Origin of the sequence: Acetobacter estunensis, from assembly GCF_019083805.1 — a bacterium.
Lineage (GTDB): Bacteria > Pseudomonadota > Alphaproteobacteria > Acetobacterales > Acetobacteraceae > Acetobacter > Acetobacter estunensis_A.
Map to the genome: position 1 here is coordinate 64,974 of NZ_JAHRDV010000002.1, position 15,741 is coordinate 80,714.

Here is a 15,741-nt window from a genome sequence, read left to right on the forward strand (position 1 = left end):
CGCAACCATATCGCTAATAAATCGTTAAAGCCGATTCCATACTTGCTCGGGAGCCAGAGGAAACGGTCACGTATTTTAGTAGGGATATGATTGCAGATGACTGATTCTTCGCAGATTCTTGCAGCGGCGACGAGCGGTACATCTTCGACGGATCAGACCTTGGCAGCAGTGACGCCCGCCGCGTCCACGGCGGACACATTGGCCGCAGCCTATAGTACAACGACGGATACGACGCCTGTTGCGACGACGGGGGCTACTGCCTCTGATTACACAAGCAACAGCGCAACGGTGGCGAGCGCTGCTGACACTCTCGCCACTACGGGAACCGGAACTGCCACGTCTTCATCGTCTACGACATCTTCAACATCGACCAATGGTAGTGGCAGCCTGACGTTTCTGTCTACGGACACGGCACAGACCACGTCTTCCACCACCTCTGCGAACGATGCTTTCAGCTGGTCCAGCACGATCTATCCAACGAAGCCGTTTTTTGTGTCTACCCAAACAGATCAGTTGATCGATGACAGCGTGACATGGGCGTACCAGTCGGTTCTTGGGCGTACGCCGACGAGTGCTGAACTGAGCAGCAGTGCGTCCGACATTACCGTCGTGAAGATGGATTCCTATGGGGATTATTACTCGGATTATTCCGGATTGGTCAGTTCGCTGGCGCAATCATCGACAGCGAGTAGCGCACTCCAGTCCCTGTTCGTGGATCTGACGGGCGATGAGGCATCTTCCAGCGTCATCAGTCAGGGGCAATCGATGCTGGCCGCAGGCGATACGTTCGCCTCTCTGAAGCAGGATGTGGTCTATTCCCAAGGCACGGCGGACGCCATTATCGCGGCGTATGCCGACAAAGTGGGTGTGACGGTCACGGCAGACAGCGATCAGGTCGCGTCATGGCGCGCGGCGATGGTGTCGAGCGATGTGACGCTGGACGGTTTCGTGCAGCAACTGACCCATAGCGATCTTGCCAGCAGCGCGATCAGCAATGTTTATCAGCAAAAAGCCGATGTGACGGCATGGCAGGGGCAGATTTCCTATTGGGAGGATTATCTTGCGACGGGAGGAAATTATAGTGCCTTCGTGCAGACGATCTCTTCGGGTGTTGAAGTTCAGGATCTGATCGTTCAGACTTATGAGCGCATAGCAGATGTAACCCCCGCCGATTATCAGGTAGCAAGTTGGGAAAGCAGCTTTGCCTCAGGTGATAATTATCAGGATCTGATCCAGAGTGTCAGTCACGGTGCGGAAGCTCAGGCACTCATTCAGTCGGTTTATCTGGATAAGGCTGATTTTACGGCCTCGGATTATCAAATAACGGGTTGGGAAGACAGTTTTGCTGCGGGTTCCGGCTATCAGGATTTGATCCAGTGTGTCAGCCATGGAGAGGAAGCGGCCGCTGACATCACAAATATTTATCAGGAGAAAGTAGGCATTACGCCGCTTACGTATCAGATCAGTAGTTGGGAAGATGTTCTTGCGGCCGGTTCGACACATGATTCGGTGGTTTACTGGGTAACGCACGGACAAGAAGCGGCGAGCGAGGTCAGCAGCGCCTATTCGCGAATTCTGGGAGAGACCGTTTCAACGGACACTATCAGCGACTGGGAAAATCAGTTGCAGGCTGGGGCATCCCGCACCACGCTTCTGTATACACTTTCCCATGGCGATGCGGCGCAGGCTCTTATTACGGCTTTCTATGAGAACACGGCGTCCCGCGAGCCCACCGCTGACGAAATGACCGCAGCCGAGAATGAACTTCAGGGGACAGGGGCCTATACCGATTTCACCTGAGGACATTGGATGAGGGGTGGCTCTCTTTCATTGAGAGCCGCTTGAGAGGTTTAACGCAGCGCGCGATGCCCTGCTTTCCAGCCTCGGTCAAAATTGAGATCGTGGGTTCGCCGCTGTTCGATGCCGGCCAGCTTCCGTTGAGCGGTAAAACAACTCAGAGCGAAATCTTCCGTGCCATCACATCGTCTGACTGTGTGAGCATTGGTTCCGGCTGCCCAATACAGCGCTCCTTTGCGGCTTTCGCCAGAGAGTGAACGCACCCAGCGGTCCCATTTCTTCCGGGCGGTTTCTCCGGCAACGAAAGAACCAGATGAGGTTGTGACGGCAGGCTTATCGGGAGCTGAAGCAGGTTCAGGTGAGGCTGTAGTCGTTTTGAGCTCTGGAGCGATTGCTGGAGCCGGAGCAGGCGGTTGCTCCAGCGTCTTCGAAGCTTCTGAGATGGCCGGAGCGTCCTCACGTGCGACCGTACTGGGTTGTGGAAGTGGCGCTGGAGGGGCTGGCTCTAGCGGGTGAATAGCCGTGTCGGCGCTCTTTTGCTCGGGCAAAGGGGCAAGGCTCACTTCGGGAGTGGGAAGAGAAGAGCGGTTGAGCCATTCGCTTGCTCCTTGCGCAAGAAGCAGCAGGGCGACAATGGCGCCGAGACCTTTGCAGACATTTCCCGTGATATTCCAGACACGTGGAAAAACGCCTGAACGAACAGGTGGGATGTTTTTTTCCTGTAATGCTTCCGCGGATGAAGAAGCCGTCGCAGTCTCTCCTTTGCCGGCTGTCGCTTCTTCTTCTCTATGTGCGGCGTCCGCGCAGTAACGCGAGCAATAATGCCCGAATTCCTTACCCTCGAAGGGTTCTCCGCACCACGAACAATGACGCACGCTTCTCCGTCTCCCGTCATGTGGAGGGCCGCGCGGTGTGCCAACAAGCCGCTAGGGCGGTTTCGCGGTCCGGTAAGGCAAAATAGCCTTGATCCAGCGAAGGTGGAAGAGAAGTTAAGGGCAGCTTAGTGAAAATCGATATCTTTTTTTGTGCAGGAAAAAGATATCCAGAATACCTGTTTAGATTGAAGTGAACTGGCTGCTCAGGGGCGGCGGTTCCGGTGTTAAGGGAGAGCGGAGATGGATGATGGGTCCATGGTCTGCTGTTCATCGTCCCATTCCCGGCAAGCCTCACGTAATGTCGAGACAAAACGGCTGACCAGAGGGGTGGGACGTCCTTTCAGCACTGCGATGGCCAGTGAAGCGCGTGGAGCAGGTTCCTCGATCGGATGAAATGTCACGCCTCCCGCGTGGATCTGAGATAATGAGCGGGGCACAACGGATACGCCCAGTCCTGCCGCCACCAGAGGAACCGTTGCCGCGATCTGGGGAGCTTGCTGGCCCATCCGGGGCGTGAAGCCCGCGTTCTGACATGCCGAGAGAATGGCGTCATGAAAGCCCGGACCAAGTTCGCGAGGAAAGATGATGAGCGGTTCATGTTCGAGCATGGACAGCCGGATCGCGCCATCGCCCGCGTGAGTATGGCCGCTTGGGAGTGCGGCGACCGTCGGTTCATCGAGCAGCGGATAAACGGCAAGGTTGTCCTCGTCCATCATGGGAGGGCGGACTACGGCCACATCCACCCGACGCTCATGAAGGGCGGTGGACAGCGCAGGTGTGTTGCTCTCCTCAAAAGAGACCACCACCTCCGGCCATGTCTCGCGGAAACGGCGGATGACCTGGGGAATGATGGGCAGCAGTGACACAGCTCCGGCAAGTCCAACACGCAGATGTCCGCGTTCGCCGCGCGAAAGACCTTGGGCCAGAGCCTGAAACTCACCACTCATGGAGAGAATGGCCTGAGCCTGAGGCAAGAGTGCTGCTCCCACTTCGGTCAGTTCCACGCCACGGGTCATGCGATGGAAAAGCGTGGCCCCCAACAGGCGCTCGAATTGTTTGATCTGTTGACTGAGGGGAGGCTGTTCCATGCCCAGAGCACCGGCTGCCCGGGTGAAGCTGCCGTGTTCGGCCACGGCCACGAAATAGCGCAGATGCCTCAGTTCCATGGTTTGCTCCTCTCATGCTGGAGAAGCCGGGTCAATTGAGAGCGCTCTTCTGTGAAGCCGGAATGATCGTCACATTTTCGGTGACGGATGGGATAGGTTAAATTTAACGAGAACGTCCCCGGCCGCCGCCGCGTGGGCCACCTCCACTCGGTGGATGATTGCCTGCGCTGCCATGGGGGCGTCCGCCATCGTGCGGACCGGGTCCATTTCGTCCACCTCCACCATGTAGCGGGCCGCCGGGCGGCATTCCGCGCCAACCTCTTCCGGGTTTTGGACCACGGTCATAAGCCCAGCCGGGACCGGGAGGAGGGCCTCTCCGCCAGCCACCGCCCCATGCGGGAGGAGGCGGGCCGAAACCACCGTAGTATGGTCTTCCGCTGTAGCCGGAATAGCTATATCCACCGTAGCAACCGGATAGCGCCAGCATGACAGAAGCAAGAATGGTGATCTTGTGTGCGTGTGACAATGCGGGCCTCTTGTTTGATGGCAGGCAGGACACGGGGGCTCAACGGTATCAGGAGTGGCGCTGCAGTAAGGGACCAATATTAACGTCGAGAGGAGTGGAGCGGTTTCTGTTGGTCAAACAACGTGGAATTGGGCGTGTCGTTCACGCCTACCATTAGGCGATAAGAAGCTTTCAAGGGTTATGGAGGTGATGGAAGAAATTATTGCCACCTGAGAAAGCTGTTTTTGTATGAGCACCCTCAACGACTGCCGACCTCCGGAAGGGACGGAAAGTGGAACCAGACATGTTCTGGAATATAATTCTGAATCTACAGATGTTTTTGTGTGGACAGGAGATGTCTGGGACATCATTCCACCAGCCAATATCGACGCTCTCAAGATGGGCAAGGATGGGTGGCGTTATGTTTGCGCATGCGCTTCCCCGGTCGTGAAAGAAGCGACTGAAAGATGAAACGATGAATCGGAAATTCATTGGAATTTTAAAGAAGGAATGATTCTTACGTTGAATGGTTGCAGGAACTCTGTGGGCCGTAACTGCATTAGTTTTATATGCAGATAGTAAGTTATCAAAGTCCAGGGTCGTCATAAGAAACGAAAGAGATGCGATCAACGCTGCAAGTTCGTGTCCTGCTTTCTCTTTCTCTGAAATGAATCGATGATGGACAATTGTCAGGGATGCTCGTCTGCACAAGGAACAATTGAAACATGTGAGTGCGCAGGTAGCATGCCGATGATGGGATGAGCCGTTGCGGCAATTTCTGGCGCGAACCCAATCGAAGAGGAAGCGGCAGGTTTCCCGATAATGAATTTCGTTGGCGCGGAATAGCAGGGAAGGCAGAAAAGAGATGACTGAAACCCGGCAGGCGACCCCTCATGCCATGGAGGATCGTCCGCTTGCCGGTCATCCACATCCCAGACGTCCTTTTCACTGGAAGCTCTACATTTGCGAAATGGTGGCCATGGCAGTCATGATGGTGTGTGGGATTGTCTCGGTTGCCTTGTTGACCACGCCTCTGACATCTGTAGGGCGCGTTCTTGCGCTGCATCCACTTGTGCAGACGGCGCTTTGCGGACTCTTCTTTGGACTTTCGGGAACAATTGCGGCTTTCACGCCGTTTGGTCGTGTCAGCGGGGCGCATCTCAGCCCTTCCATTTCTGTCGCCTTTAGTCTGGCAGGACGATTAAGGTCCATTGATTTGTGCGGTTATGTCGTTGCGCAGATGGCGGGCGCCTGTCTGGCGACATTCTTTCTTGCGGAATTGGGCGGTATCTGGCCGTTCTGGGGGCGAATGGCGCATGTGTCGTCTTACGCTGCAACAGTCCCTTTCAGCGGTGTCGCAATCCTCTGGCCATTGATGACAGAAACATTGTTGACTCTGTTTCTCGTGCTGCTGGTGTGCCGTTTGGCAGCTCATCCTCTTCTGAAATGGATTACACCTTGGGCGGGTGGCCTGTATTTTTTGATCTGCAATCCGATTTCGGCGTGGTTATCCGGTAACAGTTCCAATCTGGCCCGCAGTTTTGGGCCAGCGCTTTTCAGTGACCAATGGGGCGGTTTCTGGATTTACGTGGTGGGGCCTTTTGCGGGGGCTTCGCTTGCCATATGGGTGCTGCGTTCCAACCTTCTCGGACGCATTGATCTTGAAGAGGCGCGGTTGGTGAATTTTGGTCACCATGGTCGTGTCCCGTCGTTATGGCATCCGGGACAGCCCCATACAAAAGGACCGAAGCCATCCTCCCAATGCTCTGAAGAAAACAAGTGAGCCTTCGGCAGACAGGAGAACAAGAGTGACATCACGCTTTACGTGAAGATGATGCACGTCAAGGACAGGCGTGAAGAAGAGGCATGTGATCGTCAGCGAAATTTTCCATATGGAGCGGCGGATGGATACGCTGTCGCCCTGACCGGAGGTGAATATCCCATGAGATATGCTCACAGTAATTTCGAAGCTTTCGCTCGTCCTGAAAAGCCGGCCGGAATTGAAAATCGTTCAGCGTGGATTGTGGGCGGTAGTCTTGCTGGCATGGCAGCGGCAGCGTTTCTGATCCGTGACGCGCAGATGGTTCCTCAGAAGATCACCATTCTTGAGGCATCGGACGCCGATGGCGGAGCGTTGGATGGCGCTGGCAATGCAGAGACCGGCTGGCTGATCCGAGGTGGCCGGGAAATGGAGGAGCAGTTCCAGTGTCTGTGGGATCTTTATAGTTCCATTCCATCACTGGAAGTGCCGGATGCCTCCGTGCTCGATGAGTTCTATCGTCTCAATCGGGTGGATCCCAGCAGCAGTCCGGTACGGGCCATGTGCGGGCGGGGGCAGCCCCTGCCGGGTCGCGACAAGCTGACGCTGACCGGGAAGGCCCGGAAGGAAATCGTTTCGCTCATCCTTGCAGATGAGGAAAAGCTTGCCGACAAGACTATCAGCGATGTGCTGTCGGGCGATTTCATGAAGTCGAATTTCTGGCTGTTCTGGCGCTCGATGTTTGCCTTCGAGACCTGGCATAGCGCGATTGAGATGAAGCGTTATCTTGCCCGCTTTGTGCATCAGATTCTTGGATTGAAGGATCTGCACACCCTGAAATTCACCAAATACAATCAGCAGGAATCCTTAAGCAAGCCGCTGGCTACATGGCTTGCCGATCAGGGCGTCGTGTTTCGCCATGGTGTACGCGTAACGAATGTTACGGTCGATACATCGGACGGAAAAAAGGTGGCGACCCATATCGACTGGTTGGAAAACGGTGCAGCGGCAGGTGTCGATCTTAGCCCGGATGAACTGGTTTTTGTCACCAATGGTTCCATGGTGGAGAACTCTCGTTGGGGAGACCATCACACGCCTGCGCCGATTGATTCTTCCATTCACGAAGGAAGCATCTGGCAACTTTGGCGCAATATTGCTGCGCAGGATCCGGCCTTTGGAAGGCCGGATGTGTTCTGCAGTGACACGAAGAAATCTCGCTGGGAATCTGCGACGGTCACGACGCTGGATGAACGCATCCCTGCACTTGTGCACAAGGTGACGGGCCGAGATCCGTTCTCCGGACGCACGGTAACGGGTGGTCCGATCACCATTGAGGATTCCGCATGGTTGATGAGTTGGGTGGTCAGTCGGCAGCCCCATTTCAAAGGGCAGAAAAAAGGGCAGATGGTGGCGTGGCTCTACGGTCTGTTCAGTGATGTGCCGGGTGATTACGTGAAAAAGCCGATGCAGGAATGCACTGGCGAAGACATCACGCGGGAGTGGCTGTTTCACATGGGTGTGCCAACGGATCAGATTGATGACATGGCGGCGAAAGGGGCGATCACACATCCTTGTATGATGCCCTTCATTACGGCGCAGTTCATGCCACGCTCTCCGGGGGATCGTCCGAAGGTAGTGCCGGACGGGAGTGTTAATCTGGCCTTCCTCGGCCAGTTCGCCGAAACGCCGCGCGATACGGTGTTTACGACGGAATATTCCGTCCGCACGGCGATGGAGGCGGTTTATACGCTACTTGATGTTGACCGGGCTGTGCCGGAAGTTTTTGGCAGCGTCTATGATGTTCGGATGCTGCTGCAAGCTGCGGCAGAACTGCGGGACGGGAAGAAAGTACCAGCCTCTGGGTTGGTTCGTCATCTGACGGATGGAACGGAAGTGGACAATCTACTGGAGCGTTACGGGCTGATTTAAGATGACAAAAGTCGTCCGCCGGTAGGCTTAAGAGCCTAGCTTTTGCACTGTTAATGGCGTTCCAGTATTTGCGATGGGCTGCGGTATCAGGGAGAATAGGCGCGTCGAGCAAGGTGCGCTGTTGTCCCTGTCTCCGGCTGTCAGAAGTAGATATATGCTTAAAATGAAATGGTAGCTTGCGCTATCAATATATTGTTTTTATTGGGAAATCATGGTGCCGGCGGAGAGATTTGAACTCCCGACCTTCTGATTACAAATCAGCTGCACTACCACTGTGCTACGCCGGCCTGACGCGGACTAATTAGTCGTGCTCACGAAGGGCGTCAAGCATGACTTATCGCTCGAAATCACCGAGCCAGTGCGGGATGGGATGCAGCCCTGAACATGTCAGCCTTCCACCGGAAATTGATGAGGGAGCACCTGTGATGAGAGGGGATGAAAGCGGCAGTCTTCTCAATGCTCGCACGGCAAGATAGCCGAAGCACTCGGCTTCCAGCGCATCGCCGTTCCACCCGAGCGCTTCAACGGGTTCGACCGATGCTTGAAGAGTGTGTCGCAAGCCTTCCATGAGCATGGGATTATGGCGTCCTCCGCCACAGACAAACCAAGCCTCGGGACGATGCGGCAGGGGAGTGCGGGCGATCGCCTGCACGGTAAAGGCCGCAAGAGTGGCGGCACCGTCCTCGGGGTTGAGATTGCGCACGGCGTCGAGCGCCATGGCAAAAGAGAGACGATCCAGAGATTTCGGGGCGGGGCGCTGAAAATAAGGGTGGGCGAGCAGGCGTTCAAGAATGTCCCGATCAACGCGACCGGTCCGGGCAAGGCTTCCATCCACATCGCAGGCGTGACCGGTGTGCCGGAACGCCCAATCATCCAGCAAGGCATTGCCCGGTCCGGTATCGCAGGCACTGATTATGTCATCGCGATCGATAAACGTTACATTGGCCACGCCGCCAATGTTGAGCACCGCCACGGGACGCGGCGCATCATGCAGGAGTGCTGCGTGGTACCATGGCGCAAGGGGAGCACCTTCACCGCCAGCGGCGACATCCGCGCTGCGGAAGTCATGAACCACTGCAAGCCCGGTTTCGCGTGACAGCAGCGCTGCATCGCCGATCTGCCGCGTCCGGTGTTGGGCGGGAGCATGGAAAATCGTCTGACCATGAAAACCGAGCAGATCAATCGGCATTTCGGCCCGCGTGCGGAGTGTTTGCACCGCTTCTACATGATGGAGAGTGAGAGCGCGCTCAACGGACAGAAGTTCAGGATCATGCGCGTCCAGTTCGCTCGCGCGATCCAGCAGGTCGCGGGTGCGCTGGCGCAGTTCGGACGGGTAGGGCAGTTCGAATGACGGCCCATGAGCGAAGACCCGTTCGCCGTCCGTGCGGACCACGGCGGCATCCACGCCATCGAGCGATGTACCGCTCATCAGGCCAATAACGGTCAGGGGATGTGTCATGAAAAGGCCGTCAGCGCCGAAGTTCCATGGTAATAGGGCCTTCTCGACGTCCATGGGTGAACTGATCCACCATCGGATTGCCACTGTGCATGAGCGAACTGGCCGGTCCCTGCCACACCAGTTTGCCGCGATAGAGCATGGCGGCCTGATCACCAATGCGCTGGGCGGAGGCCATGTCGTGCGTGATGGCAATGGCCGTTGAGCCCATACGCTTCACACAGTCCACGATCAGCCCGTCGATCACCGCGCCCATGATGGGATCGAGGCCTGTAGTAGGCTCGTCGAAAAACAGGATTTCAGGACGATCCGCTATGGCGCGGGCAAGCCCCACACGTTTCTGCATGCCGCCTGAAAGCTCGGAGGGGTAGAGATCGCCCACAGACGCATCCAGTCCGACCTGCGCCAGTACTTCATTGGCGCGGACGCGGGCCTGTGCACGGGATAGGCGAGGGGAAGCCGTTGGAGCAAGCAGGGCGAACGCGACATTTTCCCATACGGACAGACTGTCGAAAAGGGCGCCGTTCTGAAACAGCATCCCGATTTCTTCCAGCCGTTCCTCGCGCTCTCTCTGTGGAGCGCGCAGCACATCCACCCCATCGATTTCGATGATGCCTTCGTCTGGGGTGATGAGACCGAGGATGCAGCGCAGCAGCACGGATTTGCCGGAACCTGAGCCGCCGATGATGACGAAGGAGGTACCCTGCGGTACGTCCAGATCAATACCGTCCAGCACCTGCTTTGCGCCAAAGGCTTTGCGCAGGCCGCGAATACGAATCTTGGGAAGGGAGGCTGGCTCGGTCATTGGGCGAAAAACAGATCCGTCAGAAGATAATCGAAGGCCAGCACGAGAATGGAGGCCGAGACCACGGCGGATGTGGTGGCGCTTCCCACGCCTTCTGCGCCACCACGGCTGGTGTAACCGTAGTAGCAGCCCATGAGCGCGATGAGGAAACCGAACACGGCCGCTTTGACGAGCCCCACGGTCACGTCTTCCACTTTTAGACCGTTGAGTGTGGCCATGATGTAGGTTTCAGGCGCGAAGCCGAGTTTGACGGTGGAGACCGTGAAGCCCCCCATCACGCCAAGAATGTCCGCCACCACGACAAGCAGCGGCAGAGAGATGATACCGGCCAGCAGCCGCGGAGTGACGAGGTATTTCATCGGATTGGTGCGCAGTGTCGTCAGCGCGTCGATCTGATCCGTCACGCGCATGGTGCCGATCTGTGCAGCCATGGCAGCGCCCACCCGTCCGGCCACCATCAGACCCGCCATGACAGGGCCGAGTTCACGGGTCACAGCCAGCACCACGATGTTCGCGATGGCGCTCTGGGCATGATATTGTGCAAAGCCTGTATAGGACTGGAGCGCAATCACACCGCCGGAGAAAAGGGCGGTCAGTGCCACCACCGGAAGGGAAAGAAAGCCGGTATCGCGGAGGGAGCCGAGGAAAACCCTCCAATAAAAAGGAGGGCGCACCAGATGGGAAAGACCTTCCAACGCGAACAGGGTGATGGCGCCCGTGCCGCAGGCAATGGCCAACACTGTCCGGCCGATCAGGGCCACAAGATCGAGAAAGGCATTCATCCGGTGGGTCTTGGTCCTTTATCATATAATCCGTTGCGGGGTGGACTTTTCGGGTACCGCGCGCAGTGGATAAAGAACATGCCGTAACCCGGGCATCCGCTTACGTCAAAGAACAGTGGAGTGGATGAGATTTTTCTGGAAGGATCATGTCTCTTCTTCTTTTTGCGGCCTTGACCGCGCCCGCTCTGACAGGCTCATTGTTCGTCCTGTCTCGGGGGGCAGGCGTTCCCCCATCTGCTCGGACTGGCCCGGAAAACCGGGAGGAGATTTCAAGTGCGTATTGCGATGATCGGTGGAGGCTATGTCGGCCTCGTCTCGGCCGCGTGTTTCGCGGAATTCGGTATCGAGGTCGCGGTTGTCGAAAACAGCCCGACGCGACTGGCGGCTCTGCGCGAGGGGCGTATTCCCATTTATGAGCCCGGACTCGACAAGCTTGTCGAATCGAACATGCAGGCGGGGCGCCTGACATTCGGCGATGATATCGCTACCGCCGTGAAGGGGGCCGAGGCCGTTTTCATCGCCGTGGGCACGCCGCCTCGCAATGGCGATGGCGCGGCGGACATGCAGTATGTTCACACGGCCGCCCGGCAGATTGCCAATGCGCTGACCGGCTATACGGTCGTAGTCACGAAATCCACGGTGCCGTGTGGCACCAGCCGCCGGATTGCGGAGATCATCCGCGAGGAGCGGCCGGACGCCGAGTTCGACGTGGCCTCGAACCCCGAGTTCCTGCGTGAGGGCAGCGCGATCGGGGACTTCATGAAACCCGATCGTGTTATCATCGGTCTGGATCGCAAGGCTGCTGACGGCGGCGAGCGCGCCGAGGCGGTGATGCGCAAGATCTACCGTCCGCTGTATCTCATCGAAGCACCGCTGGTGTTCATGAACCTTGAGACTGCGGAACTGACGAAATACGCTTCCAACTCCTTCCTTGCCGTGAAGATTTCCTTCATCAACGAGATCGCCAATCTGTGCGAGAAACTCGGCGCTGATGTGCATGATCTCGCGAAGGGAATGGGACTGGATGGCCGTATCGGGCGCAAGTTCCTGCATCCGGGTCCGGGCTATGGCGGTTCCTGCTTCCCCAAGGACACGCTGGCGCTCTCGCGTATCGGGCAGGAAGCCGGCAGCCCGATCCGGCTGGTTGAGACCACGGTGCAAGTCAACGATGCGCGCAAAATCGGCATGGCCGGACGTATCATCGCGGCGTGTGGTGGGTCAGTGCATGGCAAGAAGATTGCCGTGCTGGGTCTGACCTTCAAGCCCGAGACGGACGACATGCGTGAGGCGCCGTCGATCCCCATCCTGCATCGTCTGGCAGAAGCAGGAGCGGAAGTACGTGCCTATGACCCCGTGGGCATGGACGTGGCCAAGCCAATGCTGCCGCCCTCCACGGTCTACTGCAAGGACGCGCTGGATGCGGCCAAGGACGCAGACGCGCTGGTCGTTCTGACGGAGTGGACGATTTTCCGCGCACTTGCTCCCAAGGCGATTCGTGAGGCCATGAAGGGCAAGGTTGTCGTGGACCTGCGTAACATCTTTGACCCTCAGGCCATGCGTGCCGAAGGGCTGGAGTATCAGTCGATCGGTCGTCCCTGAGACGACGCTTTGTCGGCAGCCTCCGTTCGTTACGGAGGCTGCCTGATGCAGCGATCCGTGTCATCATGTCCGCTCTTTGCTGCATGAAGGGAGGCTTACCCGATGCCCCGGATCGTTCTTGCGCTCAACGCCGGCTCCTCCAGCCTTAAATTCTCTGCCACAACTGTCGGAGAAGAAGGTCAGTCATCGCTTTTGCTTAAAGGCGAGATTGAGGATATCGGCTCTGCCCCCCATTTTGTTCTCAAGGATGCACAGGGAACCGTTCTCGCCGAACGTCGCTGGACGGATAGTGAAACGCCCATGCAACCGTTGTTGGAAGAAGTCGCGGCCCGTGTGCGTGAGCACCTTACGGGCGATGAACTGACGGCCATTGGCCATCGTGTCGTGCATGGTGGGCCGGATCATATGGCCCCTGAGCGGGTTACACCGGCGTTGATTGCTTCGCTTGAAAAGCTCACCCCTATTGCGCCTCTACACATTCCTCATAATCTCGCGCTTATCCGGTCAATGATGAAGCTGTGCCCGGACGTGCCGCAGGTGGCGTGTTTCGATACAGCGTTTCACAGAACCATGCCTGCCGTGGCGCGGCGGTTCGCTTTGCCTACGGTTTATGAGGCCGCCGGTGTAAGGCGTTATGGCTTTCACGGCCTGTCTTACGAATACATTGCCCGTAAGCTCGAAACTGTTGCTCCCCATCTGGCAAAAGGACAGGTGATTGTGGCACATCTGGGCAATGGAGCCAGTCTCTGCGCCTTGCAAGCGGGCCAGAGTCTCGACACGACCATGGGTTTTTCGCCATTGGACGGACTGGTAATGGGTACCCGTTGCGGAGCGCTGGATCCAGCCATCGTGCTGTATCTGGAAAACCAGTTCGGTCTGTCCGTCGATGCAGTGCGACATCTGCTTTATCGGGAGTCGGGGCTGCTGGCACTCTCGGGTGGCGTGGCAAATGACATGCGTACTCTTTTAGCGAGCGCCGAACCGAAGGCGCACGAAGCGGTGGAGATTTTCGTGCATGTGCTGGCGCGGCAGGCCGGCGGCCTGATCGCTTCGCTCCAGGGGCTGGATGGCTTCGTCTTTACCGCCGGGATTGGCGAGCACGCGAGTGAGATCCGCGCGATGGTGTGTGGAAAACTTGCCTGGTTGGGGGTGAAGATCGACCCGCAGGCGAATCTCCGTCATGCGGATGTCATCAGTACGCCGGACAGTGCGGTTGAGGTGCGGGTCATTCCGACGGATGAAGACGCTATGATTGTCCGGCACACATTGGCGGTGCTGGGAGATGGCTGAGCGAGAACCCTCTGATTTCGAGAGGTATGCGGCTGATGGATTTTCTGGAGTGAAGACCGAATTCTTCACATTCTGAAAGAGAGAGTGTCGTTGTGAAGAGCGGGATCTATCGAATGCGATGTGGACTACGTTGTCCCGGTGAATGCGCATATAAATAATGGCGTCGTGCTTCTCCCATCAGGCACTGACCTCGTGCAGTGCGGTCAGAGATAGCATTGCAATTATGCAGTTTCGACTGATCGCGTCGAGCTTCTTGACGAGGGGTTAGGTGAGGATGGCCTGAGCAGGTGGTGAGCAATAACGACGCTGTCAAGGAGGCTATTACTAGAGCCTGTTTCATCCAGTTCCCATAAATTTTCATGCTCGTTCGCCGTTCAGTGAAAGAAGGGGCAAAGTATTTTATTGTTGGAAAAGTGATCGAAATTGCATCTGGTTTGATATCATTTAGTAGTAATTTGTTTAAAGTGAGTGTTGACGAAAGATACGTGCTGCCATTGTAGCGATGACTTTCATTGTCTTCGATGTGTTTTGTCTGTCGGCAAACAGAGCAAGTGATCTTATTTAATAGCGTGCAATTCCGGCTGCTCCAATCCGGCAACACCGCCGGCCGGCCAAAGAGTGCGTTTCGTAATGCAGATAAAAGAGATTGAATGTCGGTCATGGACCGCAACCGCACTGCGGACGCCTACCGACAATGGCAGTGGGCCGAAGTGAAGCATGGTGCTGCGTGGGGCTTCTTGAAGGAAGCTCTTCTCAATTAGACGCAGTTTTTAGACGAATGACGGTCAACAATGACTGACCATCTTTATTGTTCTGATAGGCACCGTTTCCGAGGCCAATTTAATGCGACCATGAAGTGTCGCAGCGGTGATGCGCTTTCCGAATGAGAGTTATTGCGCAATCTCATTCTTGAGATGCAACCTTTTTGCACTACCATTCGTTTTGTCGGTTGAAGCGGTAGGTGCTTGCCTTGGGCCGGTGGGGAAAAGTTCCATGTACTCGCGGATGGCTTCGGCTGCGCCGAGGAAATCGGATGCGAGGAACTTTTCGTCGGCAAGAGCCAAAAGCTGATGCTTCATAAAAGGGGCCTTTAATCGTGAACTACCAAGAGTGAGACAGCACATGTGACGTCTCAAAGTGGAACAGAAAATGACGAATTAGATCGTCATGTTGCCCGTTGGTCGCGGGATGTGGCGGAATTGTCCCACCTATTGTTTCAAAAGAGAGGTGGGTTGTGGGATCTGGGGAATATCCACAAAATGGCACAATCGGATGACGATAAACTGGCGCAGGCAGTGGGAGCGAAACTGCGGCAGATTCGAGAGGACCACGCTCTCTCAACGGGCGACCTTGCCGCGCGTTCCGGCATCGCAGAAAAAAATATCATCGAATTTGAAGGGGGTAAGAGCCGACCCGATGGAGATCAGGTGATCCGGCTCAGTCAGGCTCTCAATGTCGTGCCCAGCACATTCTTCACGGAATAACGTGCGGGACGCCACACTCTCGTAAGACGCTTCATTTATAAGGTGCAGGGAAGACCGTCGCTTCGTTCCACGGGGACCGGGCCCTCTACTAAGGCACTTCCATATCGGAGGTGCCTTTTTTGTTGGAGGCTGTGCGTCAGCCTGACGCGCTGCTCGCGTTCACCTGAGTTGAATCCTTAAGATGTGCAAGCGGAGCGCCGATCTTCGTATCTATCTTATATTTATGGATTATTTGTTCGTCTCTGGCGGAGAGGGTGTCTTCCTAAAATATCAAACAACCCTTTGTAAAAGATTATAATTTATATAATTTTTTTATTTAATCCCACATTAAATGCCCATTTTGCTGCTTCACAA

At 56.3% G+C, this 15,741-nt stretch carries 13 protein-coding genes and 1 tRNA gene; 6 read left to right on the forward strand and 8 right to left on the reverse strand.

Annotated elements, in window-relative coordinates:
• Positions 1 to 96: 96 nt before the first annotated feature.
• A complete protein-coding gene (locus KUA11_RS03095; protein WP_217408950.1) occupies positions 97 to 1,800 on the forward strand; it encodes a hypothetical protein in 1,704 nt (567 codons plus the stop codon).
• A 50-nt stretch (positions 1,801 to 1,850) separates the two neighbouring features.
• Here the strand turns inward: KUA11_RS03095 and KUA11_RS03100 are convergent, their stop codons facing one another.
• From KUA11_RS03100 to KUA11_RS03110, 3 genes are all read right to left on the reverse strand, one after another.
• Complete coding sequence (locus tag KUA11_RS03100; protein WP_217408951.1) at positions 1,851 to 2,672, reverse strand: hypothetical protein; 822 nt, start codon at positions 2,670 to 2,672, stop codon at positions 1,851 to 1,853.
• 224 nt (positions 2,673 to 2,896) lie between these two features.
• Entirely contained in the window at positions 2,897 to 3,838 is a 942-nt protein-coding gene (locus KUA11_RS03105) for a LysR family transcriptional regulator (protein WP_217408952.1), read from the reverse strand.
• A 69-nt stretch (positions 3,839 to 3,907) separates the two neighbouring features.
• Positions 3,908 to 4,276, reverse strand: coding sequence for a hypothetical protein (locus tag KUA11_RS03110; protein WP_217408953.1), 369 nt, complete (start codon positions 4,274 to 4,276; stop codon positions 3,908 to 3,910).
• 872 nt (positions 4,277 to 5,148) lie between these two features.
• On the opposite strand from KUA11_RS03110, the gene KUA11_RS03115 reads away from it, so the two are divergent.
• On the forward strand, positions 5,149 to 6,066 hold the full coding sequence (locus KUA11_RS03115) for an MIP/aquaporin family protein (protein WP_217408954.1): 918 nt from the start codon (positions 5,149 to 5,151) through the stop codon (positions 6,064 to 6,066).
• A gap of 159 nt (positions 6,067 to 6,225) precedes the next feature.
• Positions 6,226 to 7,971, forward strand: a complete 1,746-nt coding sequence (locus KUA11_RS03120; protein ID WP_217408955.1) for an oleate hydratase — start codon at positions 6,226 to 6,228, stop codon at positions 7,969 to 7,971.
• A 212-nt stretch (positions 7,972 to 8,183) separates the two neighbouring features.
• On the opposite strand, the gene KUA11_RS03125 is transcribed toward KUA11_RS03120, so the two are convergent.
• From KUA11_RS03125 to KUA11_RS03140, 4 genes are all read right to left on the reverse strand, one after another.
• Positions 8,184 to 8,258 (reverse strand) — tRNA-Thr (locus tag KUA11_RS03125).
• A 47-nt stretch (positions 8,259 to 8,305) separates the two neighbouring features.
• On the reverse strand, positions 8,306 to 9,430 hold the full coding sequence (locus KUA11_RS03130; RefSeq protein WP_217409195.1) for an anhydro-N-acetylmuramic acid kinase: 1,125 nt from the start codon (positions 9,428 to 9,430) through the stop codon (positions 8,306 to 8,308).
• 10 nt (positions 9,431 to 9,440) lie between these two features.
• Positions 9,441 to 10,232: an ABC transporter ATP-binding protein gene (locus KUA11_RS03135; RefSeq protein ID WP_217408956.1), complete on the reverse strand. Its 792-nt coding sequence runs from the start codon at positions 10,230 to 10,232 to the stop codon at positions 9,441 to 9,443.
• Positions 10,229 to 11,014, reverse strand: a complete 786-nt coding sequence (locus KUA11_RS03140; protein ID WP_217408957.1) for an MlaE family ABC transporter permease — start codon at positions 11,012 to 11,014, stop codon at positions 10,229 to 10,231. Before KUA11_RS03140 ends, KUA11_RS03135 begins: the two co-directional genes overlap by 4 nt.
• A 285-nt stretch (positions 11,015 to 11,299) precedes the next feature.
• Between KUA11_RS03140 and KUA11_RS03145 the strand changes: the two genes are divergently transcribed.
• Complete coding sequence (locus KUA11_RS03145) at positions 11,300 to 12,613, forward strand: UDP-glucose dehydrogenase family protein (RefSeq protein WP_254454660.1); 1,314 nt, start codon at positions 11,300 to 11,302, stop codon at positions 12,611 to 12,613.
• Positions 12,614 to 12,715: 102 nt separating this feature from the next.
• Entirely contained in the window at positions 12,716 to 13,903 is a 1,188-nt protein-coding gene (locus tag KUA11_RS03150; protein ID WP_217408959.1) for an acetate/propionate family kinase, read from the forward strand.
• Between the two features lie 890 nt (positions 13,904 to 14,793).
• On the opposite strand, the gene KUA11_RS03155 is transcribed toward KUA11_RS03150, so the two are convergent.
• Entirely contained in the window at positions 14,794 to 14,982 is a 189-nt protein-coding gene (locus KUA11_RS03155; RefSeq protein ID WP_217408960.1) for a hypothetical protein, read from the reverse strand.
• A 180-nt stretch (positions 14,983 to 15,162) separates the two neighbouring features.
• On the opposite strand from KUA11_RS03155, the gene KUA11_RS03160 reads away from it, so the two are divergent.
• A complete protein-coding gene (locus KUA11_RS03160) occupies positions 15,163 to 15,387 on the forward strand; it encodes a helix-turn-helix domain-containing protein (RefSeq protein WP_217408961.1) in 225 nt (74 codons plus the stop codon).
• The last annotated feature ends 354 nt before the right edge of the window (positions 15,388 to 15,741 follow it).

Excerpts from the sequence above, each read along its gene's own strand:
- KUA11_RS03105 (WP_217408952.1), bottom strand. The coding sequence starts at position 3,838 with ATGGAACTGAGGCATCTGCGCTATTTCGTGGCCGTGGCCGAACACGGC.
- KUA11_RS03140 (WP_217408957.1), bottom strand. The coding sequence starts at position 11,014 with ATGAATGCCTTTCTCGATCTTGTGGCCCTGATCGGCCGGACAGTGTTG.
- KUA11_RS03115 (WP_217408954.1), top strand. The coding sequence starts at position 5,149 with ATGACTGAAACCCGGCAGGCGACCCCTCATGCCATGGAGGATCGTCCG.
- KUA11_RS03145 (WP_254454660.1), top strand. The coding sequence starts at position 11,300 with ATGATCGGTGGAGGCTATGTCGGCCTCGTCTCGGCCGCGTGTTTCGCG.
- KUA11_RS03150 (WP_217408959.1), top strand. The coding sequence starts at position 12,716 with ATGCCCCGGATCGTTCTTGCGCTCAACGCCGGCTCCTCCAGCCTTAAA.
- KUA11_RS03120 (WP_217408955.1), top strand. The coding sequence starts at position 6,226 with ATGAGATATGCTCACAGTAATTTCGAAGCTTTCGCTCGTCCTGAAAAG.
- KUA11_RS03095 (WP_217408950.1), top strand. The coding sequence starts at position 97 with ATGACTGATTCTTCGCAGATTCTTGCAGCGGCGACGAGCGGTACATCT.
- KUA11_RS03130 (WP_217409195.1), bottom strand. The coding sequence starts at position 9,430 with ATGACACATCCCCTGACCGTTATTGGCCTGATGAGCGGTACATCGCTC.
- KUA11_RS03160 (WP_217408961.1), top strand. The coding sequence starts at position 15,163 with ATGGCACAATCGGATGACGATAAACTGGCGCAGGCAGTGGGAGCGAAA.
- KUA11_RS03135 (WP_217408956.1), bottom strand. The coding sequence starts at position 10,232 with ATGACCGAGCCAGCCTCCCTTCCCAAGATTCGTATTCGCGGCCTGCGC.
- KUA11_RS03155 (WP_217408960.1), bottom strand. The coding sequence starts at position 14,982 with ATGAAGCATCAGCTTTTGGCTCTTGCCGACGAAAAGTTCCTCGCATCC.